The 19,070-nt window shown below is 44.2% G+C and carries 19 protein-coding genes and 1 pseudogene; 18 read left to right on the top strand and 2 right to left on the bottom strand.

Features of this window, described 5'->3' with window-relative positions; all coding sequences use genetic code 11:
• Positions 1-81: 81 nt before the first annotated feature.
• Positions 82-1,419 carry a branched-chain amino acid transport system II carrier protein gene (gene brnQ, locus ACQXR1_RS12210; RefSeq protein ID WP_040082135.1) on the bottom strand — a complete coding sequence of 446 codons (1,338 nt, stop codon included), beginning with the start codon at positions 1,417-1,419 and terminating at the stop codon, positions 82-84.
• A gap of 201 nt (positions 1,420-1,620) precedes the next feature.
• Between brnQ and ACQXR1_RS12205 the strand changes: the two genes are divergently transcribed.
• From ACQXR1_RS12205 to ACQXR1_RS12185, 5 genes are all read left to right on the top strand, one after another.
• Complete coding sequence (locus tag ACQXR1_RS12205) at positions 1,621-2,766, top strand: cysteine desulfurase family protein (RefSeq protein ID WP_326272940.1); 1,146 nt, start codon at positions 1,621-1,623, stop codon at positions 2,764-2,766.
• 3 nt (positions 2,767-2,769) lie between these two features.
• The gene (gene thiI / locus ACQXR1_RS12200) at positions 2,770-3,975 is read left to right on the top strand and encodes a tRNA uracil 4-sulfurtransferase ThiI (protein ID WP_014664989.1); all 1,206 of its coding nucleotides are present in this window, start codon (positions 2,770-2,772) and stop codon (positions 3,973-3,975) included.
• A gap of 93 nt (positions 3,976-4,068) precedes the next feature.
• Entirely contained in the window at positions 4,069-4,278 is a 210-nt protein-coding gene (gene sspA / locus ACQXR1_RS12195) for an alpha type acid-soluble spore protein SspA (RefSeq protein ID WP_003223491.1), read from the top strand.
• Between the two features lie 178 nt (positions 4,279-4,456).
• Complete coding sequence (mbcS, locus tag ACQXR1_RS12190) at positions 4,457-6,046, top strand: acyl-CoA synthetase MbcS (protein ID WP_014664988.1); 1,590 nt, start codon at positions 4,457-4,459, stop codon at positions 6,044-6,046.
• Between the two features lie 19 nt (positions 6,047-6,065).
• The gene (locus ACQXR1_RS12185; protein WP_326272943.1) at positions 6,066-7,655 is read left to right on the top strand and encodes an amidohydrolase; all 1,590 of its coding nucleotides are present in this window, start codon (positions 6,066-6,068) and stop codon (positions 7,653-7,655) included.
• A 32-nt stretch (positions 7,656-7,687) separates the two neighbouring features.
• On the opposite strand, the gene ACQXR1_RS12180 is transcribed toward ACQXR1_RS12185, so the two are convergent.
• Positions 7,688-8,491, bottom strand: a complete 804-nt coding sequence (locus ACQXR1_RS12180) for an NAD kinase (protein WP_040082141.1) — start codon at positions 8,489-8,491, stop codon at positions 7,688-7,690.
• Positions 8,492-8,676: 185 nt separating this feature from the next.
• Here ACQXR1_RS12180 and sppA point away from each other — a divergent pair, with 185 nt between their 5' ends.
• From sppA to ACQXR1_RS12115, 13 genes and pseudogenes are all read left to right on the top strand, one after another.
• On the top strand, positions 8,677-9,684 hold the full coding sequence (sppA, locus tag ACQXR1_RS12175; protein ID WP_147772362.1) for a signal peptide peptidase SppA: 1,008 nt from the start codon (positions 8,677-8,679) through the stop codon (positions 9,682-9,684).
• A gap of 12 nt (positions 9,685-9,696) precedes the next feature.
• Positions 9,697-10,191, top strand: coding sequence for an RDD family protein (locus tag ACQXR1_RS12170; RefSeq protein WP_128738120.1), 495 nt, complete (start codon positions 9,697-9,699; stop codon positions 10,189-10,191).
• A 74-nt stretch (positions 10,192-10,265) separates the two neighbouring features.
• Positions 10,266-10,946, top strand: a complete 681-nt coding sequence (locus ACQXR1_RS12165; protein WP_430772242.1) for a DUF2953 domain-containing protein — start codon at positions 10,266-10,268, stop codon at positions 10,944-10,946.
• A 13-nt stretch (positions 10,947-10,959) separates the two neighbouring features.
• Positions 10,960-11,415: a GerW family sporulation protein gene (gene ytfJ, locus ACQXR1_RS12160; RefSeq protein WP_003223504.1), complete on the top strand. Its 456-nt coding sequence runs from the start codon at positions 10,960-10,962 to the stop codon at positions 11,413-11,415.
• A gap of 108 nt (positions 11,416-11,523) precedes the next feature.
• The gene (tpx, locus tag ACQXR1_RS12155; protein WP_003223506.1) at positions 11,524-12,027 is read left to right on the top strand and encodes a thiol peroxidase; all 504 of its coding nucleotides are present in this window, start codon (positions 11,524-11,526) and stop codon (positions 12,025-12,027) included.
• Between the two features lie 59 nt (positions 12,028-12,086).
• Complete coding sequence (locus ACQXR1_RS12150) at positions 12,087-13,076, top strand: class I SAM-dependent methyltransferase (protein WP_430772241.1); 990 nt, start codon at positions 12,087-12,089, stop codon at positions 13,074-13,076.
• Positions 13,048-13,250, top strand: a pseudogene (locus tag ACQXR1_RS12145) (hypothetical protein). Before ACQXR1_RS12150 ends, ACQXR1_RS12145 begins: the two are co-directional and overlap by 29 nt.
• 172 nt (positions 13,251-13,422) lie before the next feature.
• Positions 13,423-14,610: an acetate kinase gene (locus tag ACQXR1_RS12140; protein WP_003223511.1), complete on the top strand. Its 1,188-nt coding sequence runs from the start codon at positions 13,423-13,425 to the stop codon at positions 14,608-14,610.
• A gap of 84 nt (positions 14,611-14,694) precedes the next feature.
• A complete protein-coding gene (locus ACQXR1_RS12135; RefSeq protein WP_306289580.1) occupies positions 14,695-15,207 on the top strand; it encodes a MogA/MoaB family molybdenum cofactor biosynthesis protein in 513 nt (170 codons plus the stop codon).
• A 170-nt stretch (positions 15,208-15,377) separates the two neighbouring features.
• Positions 15,378-16,589, top strand: coding sequence for an argininosuccinate synthase (locus tag ACQXR1_RS12130; protein ID WP_014664976.1), 1,212 nt, complete (start codon positions 15,378-15,380; stop codon positions 16,587-16,589).
• Positions 16,586-17,971, top strand: a complete 1,386-nt coding sequence (argH, locus tag ACQXR1_RS12125) for an argininosuccinate lyase (RefSeq protein WP_040082151.1) — start codon at positions 16,586-16,588, stop codon at positions 17,969-17,971. Before ACQXR1_RS12130 ends, argH begins: the two co-directional genes overlap by 4 nt.
• 64 nt (positions 17,972-18,035) lie before the next feature.
• Complete coding sequence (locus ACQXR1_RS12120; RefSeq protein ID WP_041521399.1) at positions 18,036-18,167, top strand: hypothetical protein; 132 nt, start codon at positions 18,036-18,038, stop codon at positions 18,165-18,167.
• A gap of 126 nt (positions 18,168-18,293) precedes the next feature.
• Positions 18,294-19,061 (top strand): SDR family oxidoreductase, encoded by a 768-nt coding sequence (locus ACQXR1_RS12115; RefSeq protein ID WP_014664973.1) that lies wholly within the window; start codon positions 18,294-18,296, stop codon positions 19,059-19,061.
• Positions 19,062-19,070 lie beyond the last annotated feature (9 nt).

Raw genomic sequence — 19,070 nt, 5'->3', positions numbered from 1 at the left:
TACATGCTCGGCCTTTTATATGTATTCAGAATATAAAAAAGCCTTATTGGATGTGGATCCAATAAGGCTTTTTGGTTTTCGCTAGTTGATATTAGCTGGTTTTTTATTCGAACCGGTAACAAGAGAAATCAGATAACCGGCAACGCCTCCAATGATTGCAGGGAGGACCCAGCCAAATCCTAAGCTGTAAAGCGGCAGCGATTGACTGAGAACTTTATTTAAAGAACCGAGCGGAATGCTTGCGGCATTCAGGCCATCGATAATGCTAAAAATACCAGTTGCGATCAAACAAAGAATATATACTTCACGTCTGCCTTTAAATGATTTTTCAATAAATGAAAGCAGAATGATAACAATTGCTAACGGATAAATAGCTGATAAAATAGGAACTGAGAACAAAATGATATTTGACAACCCAAAGTTAGAAATAATAAAGCTGAACACAGTGACAATCGTTACAACGGCTTTATAAGATAAAGAAGGAATCAGCTTTGAGAAATAATTTCCGCATGAAGAGACAAGGCCAATGCTTGTAGTCAAGCACGCGAATAGGATAGCGACGCCTAAAATGATATTTCCTAATGATCCGAACAGGTGCTGTGAAGATTCAGATAAAATTTTGCTTCCTGAACCGAGGAGTCCTACAGAATCTGTGCTTGTTGCTCCTAAATAGGCGAGTGAAACGTAAACCAGACCGAGTCCCGCTGCTGCAACAAGTCCCGCTTTAATACATACAGAAGCAACTGATTTACGGCTGGTGATGCCTCTGTCCTTAACAGCATTGACAACGACAATTCCGAACACAATAGAAGCAAGTGCATCCATTGTTTTATAGCCTTCTAAAAATCCTTTAAACAATGATCCGGAAGCATACGCTTCAAGCGGTGACCGAATGTCCCCCATCGGCGTTACGATGCTTTTGATGACTAATATAGCAATAACAGCAAGCAAAATAGGTGTTAAAACTTTTCCAATACGGTCAACAAGCTTTGTAGGATTTAAAGCCAGATAGTACGTAATAGCGAAAAAAATAAATGTGAAAACAAGCAGCGCGACCCAAGAAGGTATCCCGCTTACAAACGGTACAGCGGCAATCTCATAAGAGACTGTGCCTGTCCGCGGAATCGCGAACAGCGGTCCGATTGTTAAATAAAGAACGACAGTAAAAATTGTTCCGAAGACCGGATGTGCTTTATCAGCAAGGCCTTTGGCATCCGTCCCTGTTAAAGCGACAGCTACAACACCTAAAAGTGGCAAACCGACACCCGTCACGAGAAAGCCAGCCATCGCTTTCCAAACATTTTCCCCGGCTGCTTGTCCAAGTTCCGGCGGAAATATCATATTTCCTGCACCAAAGAACAGTGCAAAGAGCATAAGCCCAATCGCGATCGTTTCCTTGGCTGATAGTGATGATTTCATAATGTATAAGTCCTCCTAATTTTACTATGGTAGAATATTCTGTCAATTAATTGTCAGATAATATGACGAAAGTAACAAATCTAATTATAGGTGAATGCATGAAGAAGTCAATAGTAATTTTATTTACTTTTTCAGCAGTAATTTGTTATGGTAACATATAAAATTAGTTTTGTATCGCTTTCATATTAAAGGAGTAAAATGATGTTATATTTAGACAATAGTTCAACAACGAAGCCTTATGATGAAGTCTTGAACGTGTATGAACAGACAAGTAGCCAATATTTTGGCAATCCTTCATCTTTGCACCGATATGGAGCCGAAACGGAACAGCTGCTCCAGGCAGCCAAAAATCAAATCAAAAGGTCCTTAGGCCTAAAAAAATATGATATTGTATTTACGTCAGGCGCCACAGAAGCCAATAATGCGGCTTTAAAAGGAGCCGCTTTATCAAAAATAAAAACAGGCAAACATATCATTACCACTTCTATTGAACATCCATCCGTTACGGAATCGTTAGAACAGCTGAAAGAGTTGTTCGGGTTTGATGTTACTTATCTTTCTGTAAACGAAGACGGATTTGTTTCTATTGAAGAACTAAAAAAAGCCATCCGTCCCGATACCGTCCTAGTCAGCATGATGCATGTGAACAATGAAGTTGGTTCCGTGCAGCCGATTGAAGAGGCAGGAGAAGTGCTGAAAGAGCACTCGAACATTTTGTTTCATGTTGATTATGTGCAGGGCATCTATAAAGTGCCCTTGGCAATTGAAAAGGCCGGCATTGATCTATGTTCAATATCAGGGCATAAATTTCACGGTCTAAAGGGGACAGGCGCACTTATTATAAAAGAAGGAACACGCCTTATTCCGCTCATAACGGGAGGCTCTCAGCAAAAAGGCATACGGGCCGGAACGGAACATACTGCGGGTGCGGTTTCGCTTGCCAAGGCCATTAATCTTGCCGCTGCTGATTTTGCTGCACGGCTTGATACGATGACTGCCGCAAAGGAATTGTTTATGAAAAGGCTGAGTGAAATTGAGGGCGTCGTTATCAACACGCCTCAAATGAATAGCGCACCGCACATTATTAATTTCTCTGTTCCGGGGATTAAAGCAGAAGTGCTTTTACACATGCTTGAAGAACAAGATATATTCGTCTCCACAACGTCTGCTTGCTCAGCAAAAGAACATAAGCCCAGCAAGGTTCTTTTAGAGATGGGCAAAGGAGAGCAGATTGCCGGAAGCAGCATCAGAATCAGTTTAAATTACAGCCAGACAAGCGATGTGGCAGAACCGTTTATAAACGCGCTTCGTCCTGGCATCAAAAAATTAAGGGAAATGATGAGGTAGAACATGAATTACGATCATATATTAATTCGTTTTGGGGAAATTTCGACCAAAGGCAAAAACAGAAAAAGCTTTATTGAGCGCTTAAAACAAAACGTGAGACTCGTTTTGAAAGACTATCCGAATTTGAAATACTTTTCCAATAGGGATCGCATGACGATTACATTAAATGGTGAGGACCCTGAGGCTCTTTTTCCTCATTTAAAGCAGGTGTTTGGGATTCAAAGCTTCAGCCTGGCGATTAAGTGTGACAGCCGCCTTGATGATATTAAGGCAACTGCTTTGCAGGCTATCAAGGATCAGTATAAACCAGGTGATACGTTTAAAGTTGCGACAAAGAGAGCGTATAAACAATTTGAATTAGATACAAACCAGATGAACGCTGAAATCGGCGGCCATATTTTGCGAAATACAGAAGGCTTGACGGTCGATGTCCGCAACCCAGACATCCCGCTCAGAATCGAAATCAGGGAAGAAGCAACATTTTTGACAATTCGTGATGAAAAAGGTGCAGGCGGGCTGCCGGTTGGTTCAGCAGGAAAAGCGATGCTCATGCTTTCCGGCGGTTTTGACAGTCCTGTAGCCGGTTTTTATGCGATGAAACGGGGGCTGTCGGTAGAAGCTGTTCATTTCTTCAGCCCGCCATACACGAGTGAGCGCGCAAAGCAAAAGGTAATGGATCTGGCAAAATGCCTGTCCCGTTTTGGGGGAAGCATGACGCTTCATATCGTTCCATTTACAAAAACGCAAGAGCTCATCCAAAAACAAATTCCTGAAAATTACACGATGACGGCAACCCGCCGCCTTATGCTCCAGATCGCCGACAGAATCAGAGAAAAGAGAAACGGGCTTGCCATCATTACGGGAGAAAGCCTCGGTCAGGTAGCGAGCCAAACGCTTGAAAGCATGTATGCGATTAATGCGGTGACGTCAACACCGATTCTGCGTCCGTTAATCGCCATGGATAAAACAGAAATCATCGAAAAATCACGGGAAATCGGCACTTATGAGACAAGCATTCAGCCGTTTGAAGATTGCTGCACGATCTTTACGCCGCCAAGCCCGAAAACACGCCCTAAAAAAGAAAAAATTGAACACTTTGAAAGCTTTGTTGATTTCGAGCCGTATATTCAAGAAGCGGTTGATAACATTGAAACAATGACCCTGTATAGCGAACAAGAGGCTAACGATAAATTCGCTGAACTCTTTTAAAGCCATTTCTAGCTCCTGTATACAATTACCAAAGTTTTTGTGAATGAAGCCATGTGTTTTAACACATTCTATACTCACAAGGAGGTGAGACACATGGCTAACAATAACTCAGGTAACAGCAACAACCTTTTAGTACCAGGAGCTGCTCAAGCGATCGACCAAATGAAATTAGAAATCGCTTCTGAATTCGGTGTAAACCTTGGAGCAGACACAACTTCTCGCGCTAACGGTTCTGTTGGAGGAGAGATCACAAAACGTCTTGTATCTTTTGCTCAACAAAACATGGGCGGAGGACAATTCTAATTTACAATTTCACATAATGGCTTTGGAGTGGGGGAATCCCCACTCCTTTTCATTTTTTACATATAAAAAAGGACCAGCGGCCTATAAAATCTATGTTTACAGAGGTTGTTTTTAGGCATATCCTTACGGAAAGAGCCTGTATTTATGTATAATGGGTGGAGAAAGTGAGGAGTTGTTCGTGTTAAAACGTGAAGATTTAATTGCCCCTATGCAATATAATTTAGTGAATGAAATGGAAAAGTTCAGTGCCGCTGGACAAAAAACCGCTCTTCTATGGGAGGACGAGTCGGGCAAGCAAGAATCATGGTCTTATGAAAAGCTGATGGAAGAAACAAATAAAATCGGAGCGGTCTTAGCTGATCTTGGATTTAAAAAGGGAGACAAGCTGATTGTAATGGTTCCGCGGGTGCTAGAAGCCTATGCAGTTTATTTGGCTATCCTGAAATCTGGAATGGTTGTCATTCCGTGCTCTGAAATGCTTCGTGCGAAGGATCTTGAATACCGAATTGAACATGCAGAGGTAAAAGGCGCCATTGTCTATTCCGAATTTATCGGCGCTTTCCGTGATGTCAGTACGGCTGACAAACTGATTACACTGTCTATTGGTGAGAATGATGCCGGCTGGAAAAATCTCTTATCAATTGAAGCGGACGGAAGCCAATTTAAAACAGCTGACACAACAAGAGATGATATGGCTTTCTTATCTTATACTTCCGGGACAACAGGTCAGCCGAAAGGTGTTGTACATACACACGGATGGGCATTTGCTCATTTAAAAACTTCTGCCGGCGCTTGGCTTGATATTTCTGAAAAGGATATCGTCTGGGCGACTGCTGCCCCAGGCTGGCAAAAGTGGGTGTGGAGTCCATTTTTAGCGGTGTTAGGCAGCGGAGCAACGGGTTTTGTGTACCACGGCAGATTCAAAGCAGAAAAATATTTAGAGCTTTTAAACCGCTACAAAATCAATGTTTTCTGCTGTACGCCGACAGAATACCGCTTAATGGCGAAGGTCGAAGGCTTGGACCGCTTTGATCTTTCTGCCCTTCACAGCGCTGTTTCAGCAGGCGAGCCGCTCAACCGTGAAGTCATTGATGTTTTCCAAAAGCACTTCGGCATTAAGGTACGGGACGGATACGGCCAAACAGAAAGCACGCTTTTAGTCGGTGTTTTGAAAGATACGGCTATTAAACCGGGAAGCATGGGAAAACCAACACCGGGAAATCAGGTGGAAATCATTAATGAAGACGGTGAAGTCTGCAAACCTGGTGAGGTTGGCGATATCGCTGTTCACCTCAGCACGCCTGCGCTCTTTAAGGAATATTTTAAAGATCCGGAAAGAATGAAAACACAAATTCGCGGCGATTATTTCCTAACTGGAGACAGAGCGAGAAAAGATGAGGAAGGTTACTTCTGGTTTGAAAGCCGAAATGACGATATCATTATCAGCTCCGGCTACACGATCGGGCCATTCGAGGTGGAAGACGCGCTTGTTAAGCACCCTGAAGTAAAAGAGTGTGCTGTTGTCGCAAGCCCTGATGAAATCAGAGGCTCCATCGTTAAGGCATACGTTGTCCTGCAAAATCATGAAAAACGAAGTGATGAGCTTGTCAAAATACTGCAAAATCATGTGAAGACAATTACCGCTCCATACAAATACCCAAGAGAAATTGAATTTGTGGAAAGCCTGCCGAAAACGGCTTCTGCAAAAATCAGACGAGTGGAATTAAGAAAACGTGAAGAACAGCTCAAAGCCAATAAAAAGGCGTAAAGAAAGAGAGTGAACGTGAATGAAGGCGATATGGCACGGCGGTTTCATTTATACGATGCTCGAAGAAGGCGATCGGACAGAGGCAGTTTATGTTGAGGATGGTGTCATAAAAGGCACCGGCAGCTATGAACATCTGAAGGAAAAGTACGGCTCCCCGGAAACAGAAGAAATCAGCCTGAATGGAGCAGTGATGTTCCCCGGTTTTGTTGACAGCCATCTACATTTGATCGGCCACGGCGAAAAACAGCTTCAGCTTGATCTGTCCGCACTGACGTCTAAAGAAGCGATTGTACAGGCTGCAAAGGAAAGAGAGCTGCAGCTTCCTGAAGACGAGTGGCTCATTGGAGAGGGCTGGAATGAAAATCAGTTTGAGACACCGGACTATTTAAATAAGCATGATCTAGACCGCCTGTTTCCAGACAGGCCCGTCTTGCTCAAGCGAGTATGCAGGCATGCAATAGCCGTTAATTCTGCGGCTCTTCAAGCGGCGGGAATTTCAAGAAACACTCCTGATCCTGACGGCGGCGTCATCGTAAAAGATGCAAATGGAGAGCCGACGGGCCTCCTTTTTGATAAGGCGCAGGATTTGATTCTGAAGGCTGTCCCGCCAGTCTCCCAGCACTATGTTGATGAGGCATTAACGGCTGCAATAGAGGACTGCTGGACAAAAGGCCTGACAGGCGGACATTCGGAAGACTTGTCCTATTATGGTGATGTTTCGGTGCCGATGAAAGCTTATGAGAAAGCTGCCGCTAGCGGAAAGTATCCGTTCCGCTGCCATCTGCTCGTTCATCATGAGGCTGTCGACCGATGGGAGGAGCTGGAGAAGCCGTCCGGCCCGTATGTGGAGTTTGGAGCGATGAAAATCTTTGCGGACGGGGCGCTTGGCGGGAGAACAGCTTTATTGAAAGAACCATATCAGGATGATCCATCAACTCAGGGGGTTCAGGTTCATGATGACGAAACCCTTGGCCGGCTCATTCGCAAAGCGAGAGAAAAAGGGATGGAGGTTGCTGTTCATGCAATCGGCGATCTTGCTTTTGAAAAAGTGCTCAACGCAATAGAAAAGCATCCGCCCCAAAACGGCCGGCATGATCGGCTTATACATGCTCAAGTGCTTGATAACGAATTAATCGAGAGAGCAGCAAACATGCCGATCGCGCTTGATCTTCAGCCGCATTTTGTTGCAAGCGATTTTCCGTGGGTCATTGACCGTCTCGGAAAAGACCGGATGAAGACTGCATTTGCCTGGAAAACCTTAATGTCTAAAGGCATTTTATGCGCTGGCGGTTCAGACGCTCCGATTGAGCCTGTTGACCCGCTTCTTGGGATCCAGTCCGCGGTGCTTCGCAAGAGCATTCATGAGCATAACGGGCCAAGCTATAATGAAAGTGAATGTTTATCTGTATATGAAGCGATAAAGCTTTATACAGAAGGAAGCGCCGGAATCATTTATAAAGAGAAGTCACGCGGAAAAATTGCGGAAGGCTATCACGCGGATTTTACAGTTCTCAGTGGTGATCCGTTTGCCATTGACCCCGCACAGCTTCATCTTTTAGATATTAAAAAAACCGTGATTAACGGCCAGATAGTATATGAGAAATCATAAAAGGACAGGCAGCAGCCTGTCCTTTTAATTTTTTATAAAAAAGTACGCTTCACTTTTTCCCAAAATGAATTGTCCTTTAGTTTGACTGTTTTAATTTTTTTATTAGACAGTTTGATTTCGATCGTTTTCACATTTCTCGTGCTGAGTGCTTCGTTGTCCAAGCCGATGATTGGGTGTTCGTTGCCGTCTTGCACCACACGAAGGGTCAGCTTTCGGTCAGAGCTGAGGACAAATGGCGAGCCGAGTGTCCGGTAGGTGTTATTGTTAAGGGATGCCAGCTCTGATACCTGCATGCATGGAAGCAGCGGATCAACAACCGCTCCTGCAACAGACTTGTTATAGGCGGTGCTGCCTGTAGGCGTTGAGATAATCATCCCGTCACCTCTAAACGTTTCAAAGTGCAGATCGTCAATCAGCACGTCCATCACAAAGGTTTTAATGATGCTTGAACGGATGGATACCTCGTTTAAGCAGTGAAAAGGACTGGCATGATCCACTGTCACTTCAATCAGCGGATATTTTCTGACTTCAATTTGTTCAAACGTCATGGCATCGACCATTTTTTCTCGCTCATCACTATGAAAGTCGCAATATAAATGAGCTTTCCCCTTTTTGGTAATGCCGACGTACAAGCAGTCGTCGCGAAAATTCGTTTTTCTGACTGCCTGCAAAAATGTGCCGTCCCCGCCAATGCTGGCAATAATATTGGCATCTGAGTGCTGGTTCACAACGGTAAATCCATGCTCTTCAGCCAATTGTGTTAACGAGCGGGCTTGTTCGTTTGTTTCCTGGTCCTGTTTGTGAAAAAAATAAACATTACGGCGTTGTTCGGTCATATCCCATTTCCCCTTTGCTGTCATATTTAAGTTTTTCTGCCATCCAGTATTTGTGATAAAATACCTTTGGCCATAAGTGTACCACGTTTGCCGGCAGCCCGTTAAGCCGGAGCTTTCTCATGAAGTGAAACATTTTTCATATTGAATCGTATAATGAGAGAGTTTGGGAAAAAGGAGGAGAAAAAATGAATGCAAAAAGATGGATCGCATTAGTGATAGCTCTGGGGATTTTCGGCGTGTCTATTATCGTCAGCATCTCTATGAGTTTCTTTGAAAGCGTCAAAGGCGCTCAAACGGATCTTACATCATTGACGGATGAATCGCAGGAAAAGACGCTGGAAAACGGCAGTCTCTCAAGTAAAATTGCCGTATTAGAGGTCAGCGGCACCATCCAGGATAATGGGGACTCAAGCAGTCTGCTTGGTGCAGACGGATATAACCACAGAACGTTCTTAAAAAACCTTGAGCGCGCAAAAGATGACAAGGCGGTCAAAGGCATTGTTCTGAAGGTGAATTCTCCGGGCGGCGGAGTATATGAAAGTGCTGAAATACATAAGAAGCTGGAAGAAATCAAGAAAGAAACAAAAAAACCGATTTACGTATCAATGGGTTCGATGGCAGCTTCCGGAGGCTATTACATCTCAACGGCGGCTGATAAGATTTTTGCGACACCGGAAACCCTGACCGGGTCACTCGGCGTCATTATGGAAAGCGTCAATTATTCAAAGCTTGCCGATAAGCTCGGCATTTCTTTTGAAACAATTAAGAGCGGGGCTCACAAGGACATTATGTCTCCTTCCCGTGAGATGACGAAAGAAGAAAAAAACATCATGCAATCGATGGTTGATAATTCGTATGAGGGCTTTGTTGATGTTATTTCAAAAGGCCGCGGCATGTCGAAAGCAGAGGTAAAGAAAATTGCGGACGGCCGCGTGTATGACGGGCGTCAGGCGAAAAAACTGAATCTCGTTGATGAGCTTGGTTTTTATGATGACACTATTTCGGCGATGAAAAAGGATCACAAGGATTTGAAAAACGCTTCTGTCATTTCTTATGAGGAAAGCTTCGGATTAGGCTCATTGTTTTCCATGGGCGCAAACAAAATGTTTAAAAGTGAAATTGATTTTTTAAATATGAGAGAAATGCTTTCGCAATCCGGTTCGCCGAGAATGATGTATCTCTATGCGAAGTAGGAGGGAACAATAATGGACGCGACATATGAAGAGTTAGAGCGCAATGACATCAAAGGCCCGCAAGAAGCGGAGCAGCTGACACATGCCTATGCCGGCTTTTGGGTCCGTTTCTGGGCTTTCCTGCTTGATTGGCTCGTGGTATGGGGATTAAACCATTTACTCGTTTCTCCCCTTTTTACCGTATTGGATCTGCCGAAAACATCCGGCATGTTTACCTTCTCGGCCTACAGTGTGACAACGCTTATTGTTTATCTTGCCTATTTCGCACTCATGACAAAATACTTTAGGCAGACGCTGGGTAAAATGGTGTTCGGCCTCAAAGTGGTTTCTGTGAAGCAAGATTGCAAGCTGACATGGAGTACAGTGATTTTTCGTGAAGTGGTTGGACGGTATATTGATAAGATTTGGATTTTATATATCGTTGTTGCTTTTTCACCTACAAAACAAGGAATTCATGATTACATCGCGGATACCACCGTGGTGCATGAAAAATTATACCGCAAATAACTGATAACCCGGACCTCTGTCCGGGTTTATTTTTTTAGGATTTGGCGATAATGCTCCTAGAGGAAGTGAAGAATATGGTGTATGCACTGACAGCCATTCTTATTCTCATAGGGGTCGTACTGCTTCTCAGAATGAAAATCCATGTTGCGCTGGAGTATCTTCATGCCGATGATAATGACAAATTGACATTGAAGATTACGGCGCTGTTTGGCCTGATAAGGATCAAAAAAACAATCCCGGCGATTAAGCTGAACAAAGAAGACGGAACAGTGGATATCAAACAAAAAACTGAATCTAAAATGAAAAAAAGCAGCGGAAAGAAGAAAATCACACAAAACGATGTGCAGCAAAGCATTAATAAAATCGAAATGCTTTTGCATCAGGTCACCAGACTACGGAAAATCAGCGCGTCTTTTCTCGCGCATTTACATATCACAAAGCTGGAATGGATTACAGTTATCGGAATTCAGGACGCGGCAGTGACAGGTGTGTTAACAGGTGCTGTATGGGGTGTGAAGGGCGGTATCGCAGCAATGCTCTACGACCACCTGGACTTTGTGAATAAACCTGTCTATGAGGTGATCCCGTCGTTTCAAGTCCCTGTTTCCAAGACCCATTTTCAGTGTATATTCTTTTTTCGCTTTGGACATGCTATGCTTGCAGCTTTCAAATTCGTCAAATACGGACGGGAGCTATCCGTATTAAAGAAGAATCCGTCGGCTAGAATGACTTCAAAGAATGATTCATCAGTTTAAGGAGGAAGCGTATATGGCAGACCATCCCATCCAAGGTTTAATGAAAACCGCAATGGAAAACTTGAAGGAAATGATTGATGTTAACACCATCATCGGAGATCCAGTAGAAACGCCTGATGGAAGTGTGATTTTAACTGTTTCTAAAGTTGGATTCGGATTCGCCGCAGGCGGAAGCGAGTTTGGCGGAAAGCCGGCCGAAAAGAAATCGGAAGACGATGAGACAAGAGAACAGAAACTTCCTTTCGGAGGCGGAAGCGGGGGCGGTGTGTCCATTACGCCGATCGCGTTTTTAATTGTCGGATCGACAGGGATCAGAATGCTTCATTTAGATGAAAATACTCATTTAATAGAGAAAATTTTAGACGCAGCCCCTCAAACACTTGAACGCATTCAGCAAATGTTCAAGAAAAATAACAAGAACCAAGGCCAGGGCCAAAATCAAAACCAAATGAACAATATGAATTATTAAAAAAGGTTAACTGCGCCGGCCGCAGTTAACTTTTTTTTGGCATAAACTTTGCAGTTTGCATGAAACTTTACTATGATAGAGACATACATACAAAAGGGAGGAATTATAATGGCTGAAATTACATTCAAAGGCGGTCCGGTTACACTTGTCGGACAAGAAGTGAAGGTAGGAGATCAAGCTCCTGATTTCACAGTGCTGACTAACAGCCTTGAAGAAAAATCGTTAGCTGACATGAAAGGAAAGGTAACGATTATTTCTGTTATCCCTTCAATTGATACAGGTGTTTGTGATGCACAAACACGCCGTTTTAACGAAGAAGCTGCAAAGCTTGGAGATGTCAACGTCTACACAATCAGTGCAGACCTTCCATTTGCACAAGCGCGCTGGTGCGGTGCTAACGGAATCGACAAAGTGGAAACACTGTCTGACCACAGAGATATGTCATTTGGCGAAGCGTTCGGTGTGTATATTAAAGAACTTCGTCTGCTTGCGCGTTCCGTATTTGTCCTTGATGAGAACGGAAAAGTCGTTTACGCTGAATATGTAAGCGAAGCAACAAACCACCCGAACTATGAAAAGCCAATTGAGGCTGCTAAGGCATTAGTGAAGTAAGCAGGGAAAAAAGCTCCAGGCTGCCGCCGGAGCTTTTTTCATGGCAAGGAGGAACACATATGCAAAAAGACCATGTAGGTGCGGTGTATGAGCTGTTAGACGAAGCCGCGATTATGATAAAGAATGAATTGCAGATTTCATATATAGAGGCCCTGGCCGAAGCAGGAGAAATGTATTTTCTTGAAAAAACAGATCAGCTGAAACTGCCTGCTGATCAGAAAACCAAACAGCTTCAGGCTCTGCTTGAAAAAGCGGAATTCGGCTCATATGAGCATGAGTGGGTGCGCAAAGCTTTTCAGCTTGCCGTCCTTAAAGGAATGAAGGATATCTCTCATCCGAACAGACAAATGACGCCGGATACGATCGGGCTTTTCATCAGCTATTTGGTGAATAAGTTTATGGCGGATAATAAGGAACTGACCGTTCTTGATCCAGCCTTGGGAACCGGAAACCTTCTGTTTACCGTGCTGAACCAGCTGGCTGAAAAAACGGCAACCAGCTTTGGCATTGAAATTGATGATGTGCTTTTGAAGATCGCGTACGCCCAAGCGAACCTTCTGAAAAAAGAGCTTGAGCTTTTCCATCAGGACAGCCTTGAGCCGTTGTTTATCGATCCAGTGGACACGGTCATTTGTGATTTGCCAGTCGGCTATTATCCAAATGACGAAGGAGCAGAAGCGTTTGAGCTCAAAGCTGACGAAGGCCATTCCTTCGCGCATCATCTGTTTATTGAACAGAGCGTCAAGCATACCAAACCGGGCGGCTACTTATTTTTTATGATTCCGAATCATTTGTTTGAGAGCTCCCAAAGCGGCAAGCTGAAACAGTTTTTAAAAGATAAGGTTCATATCAACGCGCTGTTGCAGCTGCCAAAATCTATTTTTAAAGACGAAGCTCATGCCAAAAGCATCCTTGTGCTTCAGAAACAAGGAGAGAAGACGAAAGCACCGGGGCAAATTCTGCTTGCGAATCTTCCGTCTTTCTCCAATCAAAAGGCGATGCTTGATATGATGGCTCAATTTGATGATTGGTTTAAAAAAGAAAAGTAAGTGTTTTAAAAGCAGCTTAGGCAGCCGTATGAGGCCGATGCCTAAGCTGCTTTTATTTATGCTTTGGAAGACGGACTTGACGAATTGAATCCAGCTTTGAAACACAAAATACAGAGGGAAAAACCGCAAATTGTAAGCGTTCATCAATACAAAACCTATAGGGAATGTGTCTGAAAATAACGACTTCTTTTTGAAAGCGTTATCAATACGCAAGTTGACTTGAAAAGCCGACATGACAATGTTTAAATGGAAAAGTCAGATATTTTTCGGAGAAGATGTTGATATTTTCTGGGAAAAAAGTACGAAAAACGAAGTTGTTGATACAGAGTATAAAGGAGCGTCAATCATGTCCAAAATTATTGCAATTAACGCAGGAAGCTCGTCTTTGAAATTTCAGCTTTTCGAAATGCCTTCAGAAACCGTTTTAACGAAGGGTTTAGTTGAACGAATCGGTATCGCCGACAGCGTATTCACAATTTCTGTGAATGGCGAAAAAAATACAGAAGTAACTGATATTCCGGATCATGCGGTAGCTGTTAAAATGCTGCTGAATAAGTTAACGGAATTTGGCATTATTAAAGACTTGAATGAAATTGACGGAATTGGCCACCGTGTCGTTCACGGCGGAGAAAAATTCAGTGATTCTGTTTTATTAACGGATGAAACCATTAAGGAAATCGAAGATATTTCTGAATTGGCACCACTTCACAACCCGGCAAATATCGTTGGAATTAAAGCGTTCAAAGAAGTGCTTCCAAATGTTCCTGCGGTAGCTGTTTTTGATACGGCATTCCACCAAACAATGCCTGAGCAGTCTTACCTTTACAGCCTGCCGTATGAATACTATGAAAAATTCGGCATCCGTAAATACGGCTTCCACGGCACTTCACATAAATATGTAACTGAGCGTGCGGCAGAGCTTCTTGGCCGTCCGTTAAAAGACTTGCGCCTGATTTCCTGCCACCTTGGAAACGGAGCAAGTATTGCTGCTGTTGAAGGCGGAAAATCAATTGATACTTCAATGGGCTTTACGCCGCTTGCCGGTGTTGCAATGGGTACGCGCTCTGGAAACATCGACCCTGCCCTGATCCCATACATCATGGAGAAAACAGGCCAAACGGCTGACGAAGTACTCAATACATTAAACAAAAAAAGCGGACTGCTCGGCATTTCCGGCTTCTCTAGCGATCTTCGTGACATCGTTGAAGCAACGAAAGAAGGAAATGAGCGCGCGGAAACGGCTCTTGAAGTATTCGCAAGCAGAATCCACAAATACATCGGTTCTTATGCTGCTAGAATGAGCGGTGTAGATGCGATCATCTTTACTGCCGGTATCGGTGAAAACAGTGTGGAAGTCAGAGAACGCGTTCTTCGCGGTTTAGAATTCATGGGCGTATACTGGGATCCTGCGCTTAATAACGTGCGCGGCGAGGAAGCTTTCATCAGCTATCCGCATTCTCCAGTAAAAGTCATGATCATTCCGACTGATGAAGAAGTCATGATTGCGCGCGACGTTGTTCGTTTAGCAAAATAAATCGCATGAAAGCACATTCTCTTGAATGTGCTTTTTTGTTGATGCATGATAGTGACAGACAGAAAACATAAAAGAGGTGGGCCAATGAGCGTTCAAGAGCATAAACAAGAAGCTCCCGATATCGTTCGGTGTAAAGTGATTACTGTCAGTGACACGAGGACAGAGGAAACCGATAAAAGCGGCAAGCTGATGATCTCATTTTTAGAAGAAGCCGGTCATCATATTGCTGCATATGAAATCGTAAAAGACGAAAAGGATGCTTTGCAGCGGTCAGTGCTTACGGGCTGCATGGATGAACAGACAGACGCGGTACTCTTAAACGGAGGGACAGGCATAGCAGATCGGGATGTCACAATTGAAGCCATAACGCCGCTGTTTTCGAAAGAGCTGCCCGGTTTTGGAGAAATATTCAGGATGCTGAGTTATACAGAGGATATCGGCTCTGCCGCAATCATGTCGAGAGCAACAGCCGGTGTCATTCAGCATACCGCTGTTTTCTCAACGCCAGGCTCAAGCGGTGCGGTTAAGCTGGCAATGAATAAGCTGATTATTCCCGAACTTGCACATGTGGTCAGAGAAATCAGAAAAGACAAGTAAATGAATAAATACTACGAAACTTCACCTGGAAATTTAGGTGAAGTTTTTTTGATAAAAGGCTTGAAAAAACGAAACGTACTTGTTAAAGTGTATACATACAAAATGCATTTTTATTAAAAATAATTTATTTTTATACAAAATAGAAACACAGTTGAGAGGGGATTTTTATCATGTCAGAACAGAAAAAAGTCGTATTAGCATACTCAGGGGGCCTTGATACTTCCGTCGCAATAAAATGGCTTCAGGAGCAAGGATATAATGTCATCGCCTGCTGTCTGGATGTCGGTGAAGGCAAAGATTTGGCCTTTGTTCAGCAGAAAGCGCTTGAAGTCGGCGCGACAAACTCCTACGTGATCGATGCAAAAGAGGAATTTGCACAGGACTACGCGCTTATCTCTTTGCAGGCCCACACGATGTATGAAGGAAAATACCCGCTTGTTTCAGCATTATCTCGGCCGCTAATTGCGAAAAAGCTGGTTGAGATTGCGGAACAAGAAGATGCACAGGCGATTGCTCACGGATGCACGGGGAAAGGAAATGACCAGGTTCGTTTCGAAGTCTCCATTAAATCATTAAACCCTGACCTTGAAGTCATCGCGCCGGTTCGCGAATGGCAGTGGTCACGTGAAGAAGAAATTGAATATGCGGCAAGCCGCGGCATTCCGATTCCGATCAATCTTGACAGCCCGTATTCTATCGACCAAAACCTCTGGGGACGCGCGAATGAGTGCGGCATTTTAGAAGATCCATGGGCGGCGCCGCCAGAAGGTGCATACGATTTAACAGCTCCGCTGGAAAAAACGCCGGACACGCCGGAAGTGATTGAAATTGCATTTGAGCAAGGTGTGCCTGTCTCCATTGACGGCGTATCTTACACGCTTTCTGAACTGATTTTGAAACTGAATGAAATGGCAGGCGCACACGGTGTCGGACGTATCGACCACGTGGAAAACCGCCTTGTCGGCATTAAATCCCGGGAAGTATATGAATGCCCTGGTGCGATCACACTGATCAAAGCGCATAAAGAATTAGAAGATTTGACCCTGGTGAAAGAGGTTGCACACTTTAAACCGATCATCGAGCAAAAAATGTCAGAAATCATTTACAACGGCTTATGGTTCTCGCCGTTAAAAGACGCGCTGCACGCTTTCCTAAAAGAAACGCAAAAGCATGTCACAGGCATCGTCCGCGTGAAGCTGTTTAAAGGCCATGCAATCGTAGAAGGGCGTAAATCAGAATATTCTCTATATGATGAAAAACTTGCAACATATACAAAAGACGATGCGTTTGATCACCATGCGGCAATTGGCTTTATTGAGCTTTGGGGACTTCCGACAAAAGTGAACAGCATCGTGAAAAAGAAGGAGCAGATTAAAGCATGAAGAAGCTTTGGGGAGGCCGGTTTCAAAAAACACCGGAAAAATGGGTCGACGAGTTCGGCGCATCCATATCATTTGACCAAAATTTAGTCACTGAAGACATAACAGGGTCTCTCGCACATGCTGCCATGCTGAAAAAATGCGGTATCCTGACAGCGGAAGAAGAGCTGAAAATCCGCGAGGGACTGAATACCCTTTTGCAAAAAGCAGAAGAGGGAGCATTGGAATTCTCAGTCGATTATGAAGATATTCATTTGAACATAGAGAAAATGCTGATTGACGAAATCGGCCCGCTCGGAGGCAAGCTGCATACCGGCAGAAGCCGGAATGACCAGGTGGCGACTGACATGCATTTATACTTGAAGAATCATGTCGGCCACATCATCGAGCTGATTGAGGCATTCCAAAGTGCGCTGATTGAAAAGGCGGAAGCGAACGTTGAAACGATTCTGCCGGGCTACACACATCTGCAGCGCGCCCAGCCGATTTCATTCGCTCACCATCTGCTTGCGTATTTCTGGATGCTAGAGCGCGACAAGGAGCGTTTTCAGGATTCAATGAAGCGGATTAACAAATCTCCGCTCGGCTGCGGGGCGCTCGCGGGAACAACCTTCCCAATCGACCGTGATTATTCAGCCGAACTGCTCGGCTTTGATTCTATTTATGAAAACAGCTTGGATGGCGTCAGTGACAGAGACTTCATTTTGGAGTTTTTAAGCAACAGCAGTATGCTGATGATGCACCTATCCCGTTTCTCTGAAGAAATCATTTTATGGTGCTCGCAGGAGTTTAAATTCATCGAGCTTGACGATACGTACGCAACAGGAAGCAGCATGATGCCGCAAAAGAAAAACCCTGATATGGCGGAGCTGATCCGTGGCAAAACAGGGCGCGTATACGGCGATATGATGGGGCTGTTTACAATCATGAAAGGACTTCCGCTTGCTTACAACAAAGATCTGCAGGAAGACAAAGAGGGCATGTTTGACACAGTGAAAACGGTGGAGGGCAGCCTGCAAATCTTCACAGGCATGATCCAAACAATGATTGTAAACAAAGACGTCATGAAGCAAGCGACAAAACAAGACTTTTCAAATGCGACGGAACTGGCCGATTATTTAGCCAAGAAAGGAATGCCGTTCAGAGAAGCGCATGAAGTGGTCGGAAAACTTGTGTACACCTGCATCGAAAGAGGAATCTATTTAAGCGATATGCCGTTTGGCGAGTTTCAGCAGGCGAGCACACTATTCGAAGAAGATATTTACACTGTGTTAGACCCTTACTACGCAGTTGAAAAAAGAATGAGCGCCGGGGGCACCGGATTCAAACAGGTGGAGCAAGCGCTTGAGAAAGCGAAAGCTTGCGTCGCAACAGGAGTTTGTTAAAATTTCCTTCATAAAATCCCGTCATTATAGCCAACCTACCTCTATAATGATGGGAGGCAGAATGATGAAAAAAGAAACGGAACGCTATATTTATGATGAACAAGAAAGCCAGGAGACAACAAGGCTCATTTCAGAAGCATATCAAAGCGGTTATGTCGATATGCCTGATCAGGAGTCTTCATCTTCTGCAGAATAAGCTGTCTATACAGGCAGCTTTTTTTGTATGCCAAAGTGTAAAAAGTGATATTGCAAGCCTTTTATAGTAAAGTAGAAGAAGAAACACTTTATTGAAAGCGGCGACGTTGCTTTGGGAGGTATTCATGTGCGACATGCTTTAATTACTGCCGGTTCGAAGGGTTTAGGCCGCAAAGTGACTGAAACGTTGCTTGCAAAGGGGTATTCAGTAACAGTCAATTACAGACAGGATGAGGAGGCAGTCAGCCGCCTGAAGGAAGCCTGTCCCGATTGTCTTGACCGGCTGCAATTTGTAAAAGGTGATGTCACCAAAAAAGAAGATCTGCTGCGTATTGCAGACACTGCCTTAAACCGCTTCGGAAGGATCGACTTTTTGATTAACAACGCGGGACCATACATATTTGAACGTAAAAAGTTAGCCGATTATACTGATGATGAATGGTACGGCATGCTGGAAGGAAATTTAAGCGCCGTTTTTCATTTATTCAAAGCGGTTATTCCTATTATGAGAAAACAGCAATTCGGACGCATCATTACGTACGGATTCCAAGGTGCGGCTCACGCGCCAGGCTGGCTTCATCGCTCGGCATTTGGCGCTGCGAAAGTGGGCTTGGCTTCTTTGACAAAGACAATCGCCATTGAAGAAGCCGAATTCGGCATAACCGCCAACATGGTTTGCCCGGGAGACATTGTAGGCGACATGAAAGAAGCATCGATAGAGGAAGCCAGAATGAGAATCGGCAAAGAAAAAACGCCGATAGGAAGGTCTGGAACAGGCGAGGATATCGCCCGGATTATCGCTTTCTTGTGTGAGGAGAACTCAGACCTTGTGACTGGGACTGTCATTGAAGCCACCGGAGGCCTCAACGTCATTAACAAGAATCAAACAACATAAGTTTTTCAG

The organism is Bacillus sp. ATD, from assembly GCF_050585765.1.
Classification (GTDB): Bacteria; Bacillota; Bacilli; order Bacillales; family Bacillaceae; genus Bacillus; species Bacillus stercoris.
Note: the sequence above shows the minus strand (reverse complement) of the source record. Positions and strands in the feature narration are given on the sequence as shown.

Coding starts and splice junctions, on each gene's coding strand:
- ACQXR1_RS12205 (WP_326272940.1), top strand. CDS start 1,621: ATGTTATATTTAGACAATAGTTCAACAACGAAGCCTTATGATGAAGTC.
- ACQXR1_RS12130 (WP_014664976.1), top strand. CDS start 15,378: ATGTCAGAACAGAAAAAAGTCGTATTAGCATACTCAGGGGGCCTTGAT.
- ACQXR1_RS12180 (WP_040082141.1), bottom strand. CDS start 8,491: ATGACCGAACAACGCCGTAATGTTTATTTTTTTCACAAACAGGACCAG.
- ACQXR1_RS12140 (WP_003223511.1), top strand. CDS start 13,423: ATGTCCAAAATTATTGCAATTAACGCAGGAAGCTCGTCTTTGAAATTT.
- argH (WP_040082151.1), top strand. CDS start 16,586: ATGAAGAAGCTTTGGGGAGGCCGGTTTCAAAAAACACCGGAAAAATGG.
- ACQXR1_RS12185 (WP_326272943.1), top strand. CDS start 6,066: ATGAAGGCGATATGGCACGGCGGTTTCATTTATACGATGCTCGAAGAA.
- sppA (WP_147772362.1), top strand. CDS start 8,677: ATGAATGCAAAAAGATGGATCGCATTAGTGATAGCTCTGGGGATTTTC.
- ACQXR1_RS12170 (WP_128738120.1), top strand. CDS start 9,697: ATGGACGCGACATATGAAGAGTTAGAGCGCAATGACATCAAAGGCCCG.
- tpx (WP_003223506.1), top strand. CDS start 11,524: ATGGCTGAAATTACATTCAAAGGCGGTCCGGTTACACTTGTCGGACAA.
- ACQXR1_RS12120 (WP_041521399.1), top strand. CDS start 18,036: ATGAAAAAAGAAACGGAACGCTATATTTATGATGAACAAGAAAGCCAG.
- brnQ (WP_040082135.1), bottom strand. CDS start 1,419: ATGAAATCATCACTATCAGCCAAGGAAACGATCGCGATTGGGCTTATG.
- sspA (WP_003223491.1), top strand. CDS start 4,069: ATGGCTAACAATAACTCAGGTAACAGCAACAACCTTTTAGTACCAGGA.
- ACQXR1_RS12135 (WP_306289580.1), top strand. CDS start 14,695: ATGAGCGTTCAAGAGCATAAACAAGAAGCTCCCGATATCGTTCGGTGT.
- ytfJ (WP_003223504.1), top strand. CDS start 10,960: ATGGCAGACCATCCCATCCAAGGTTTAATGAAAACCGCAATGGAAAAC.
- ACQXR1_RS12165 (WP_430772242.1), top strand. CDS start 10,266: ATGGTGTATGCACTGACAGCCATTCTTATTCTCATAGGGGTCGTACTG.
- thiI (WP_014664989.1), top strand. CDS start 2,770: ATGAATTACGATCATATATTAATTCGTTTTGGGGAAATTTCGACCAAA.
- ACQXR1_RS12150 (WP_430772241.1), top strand. CDS start 12,087: ATGCAAAAAGACCATGTAGGTGCGGTGTATGAGCTGTTAGACGAAGCC.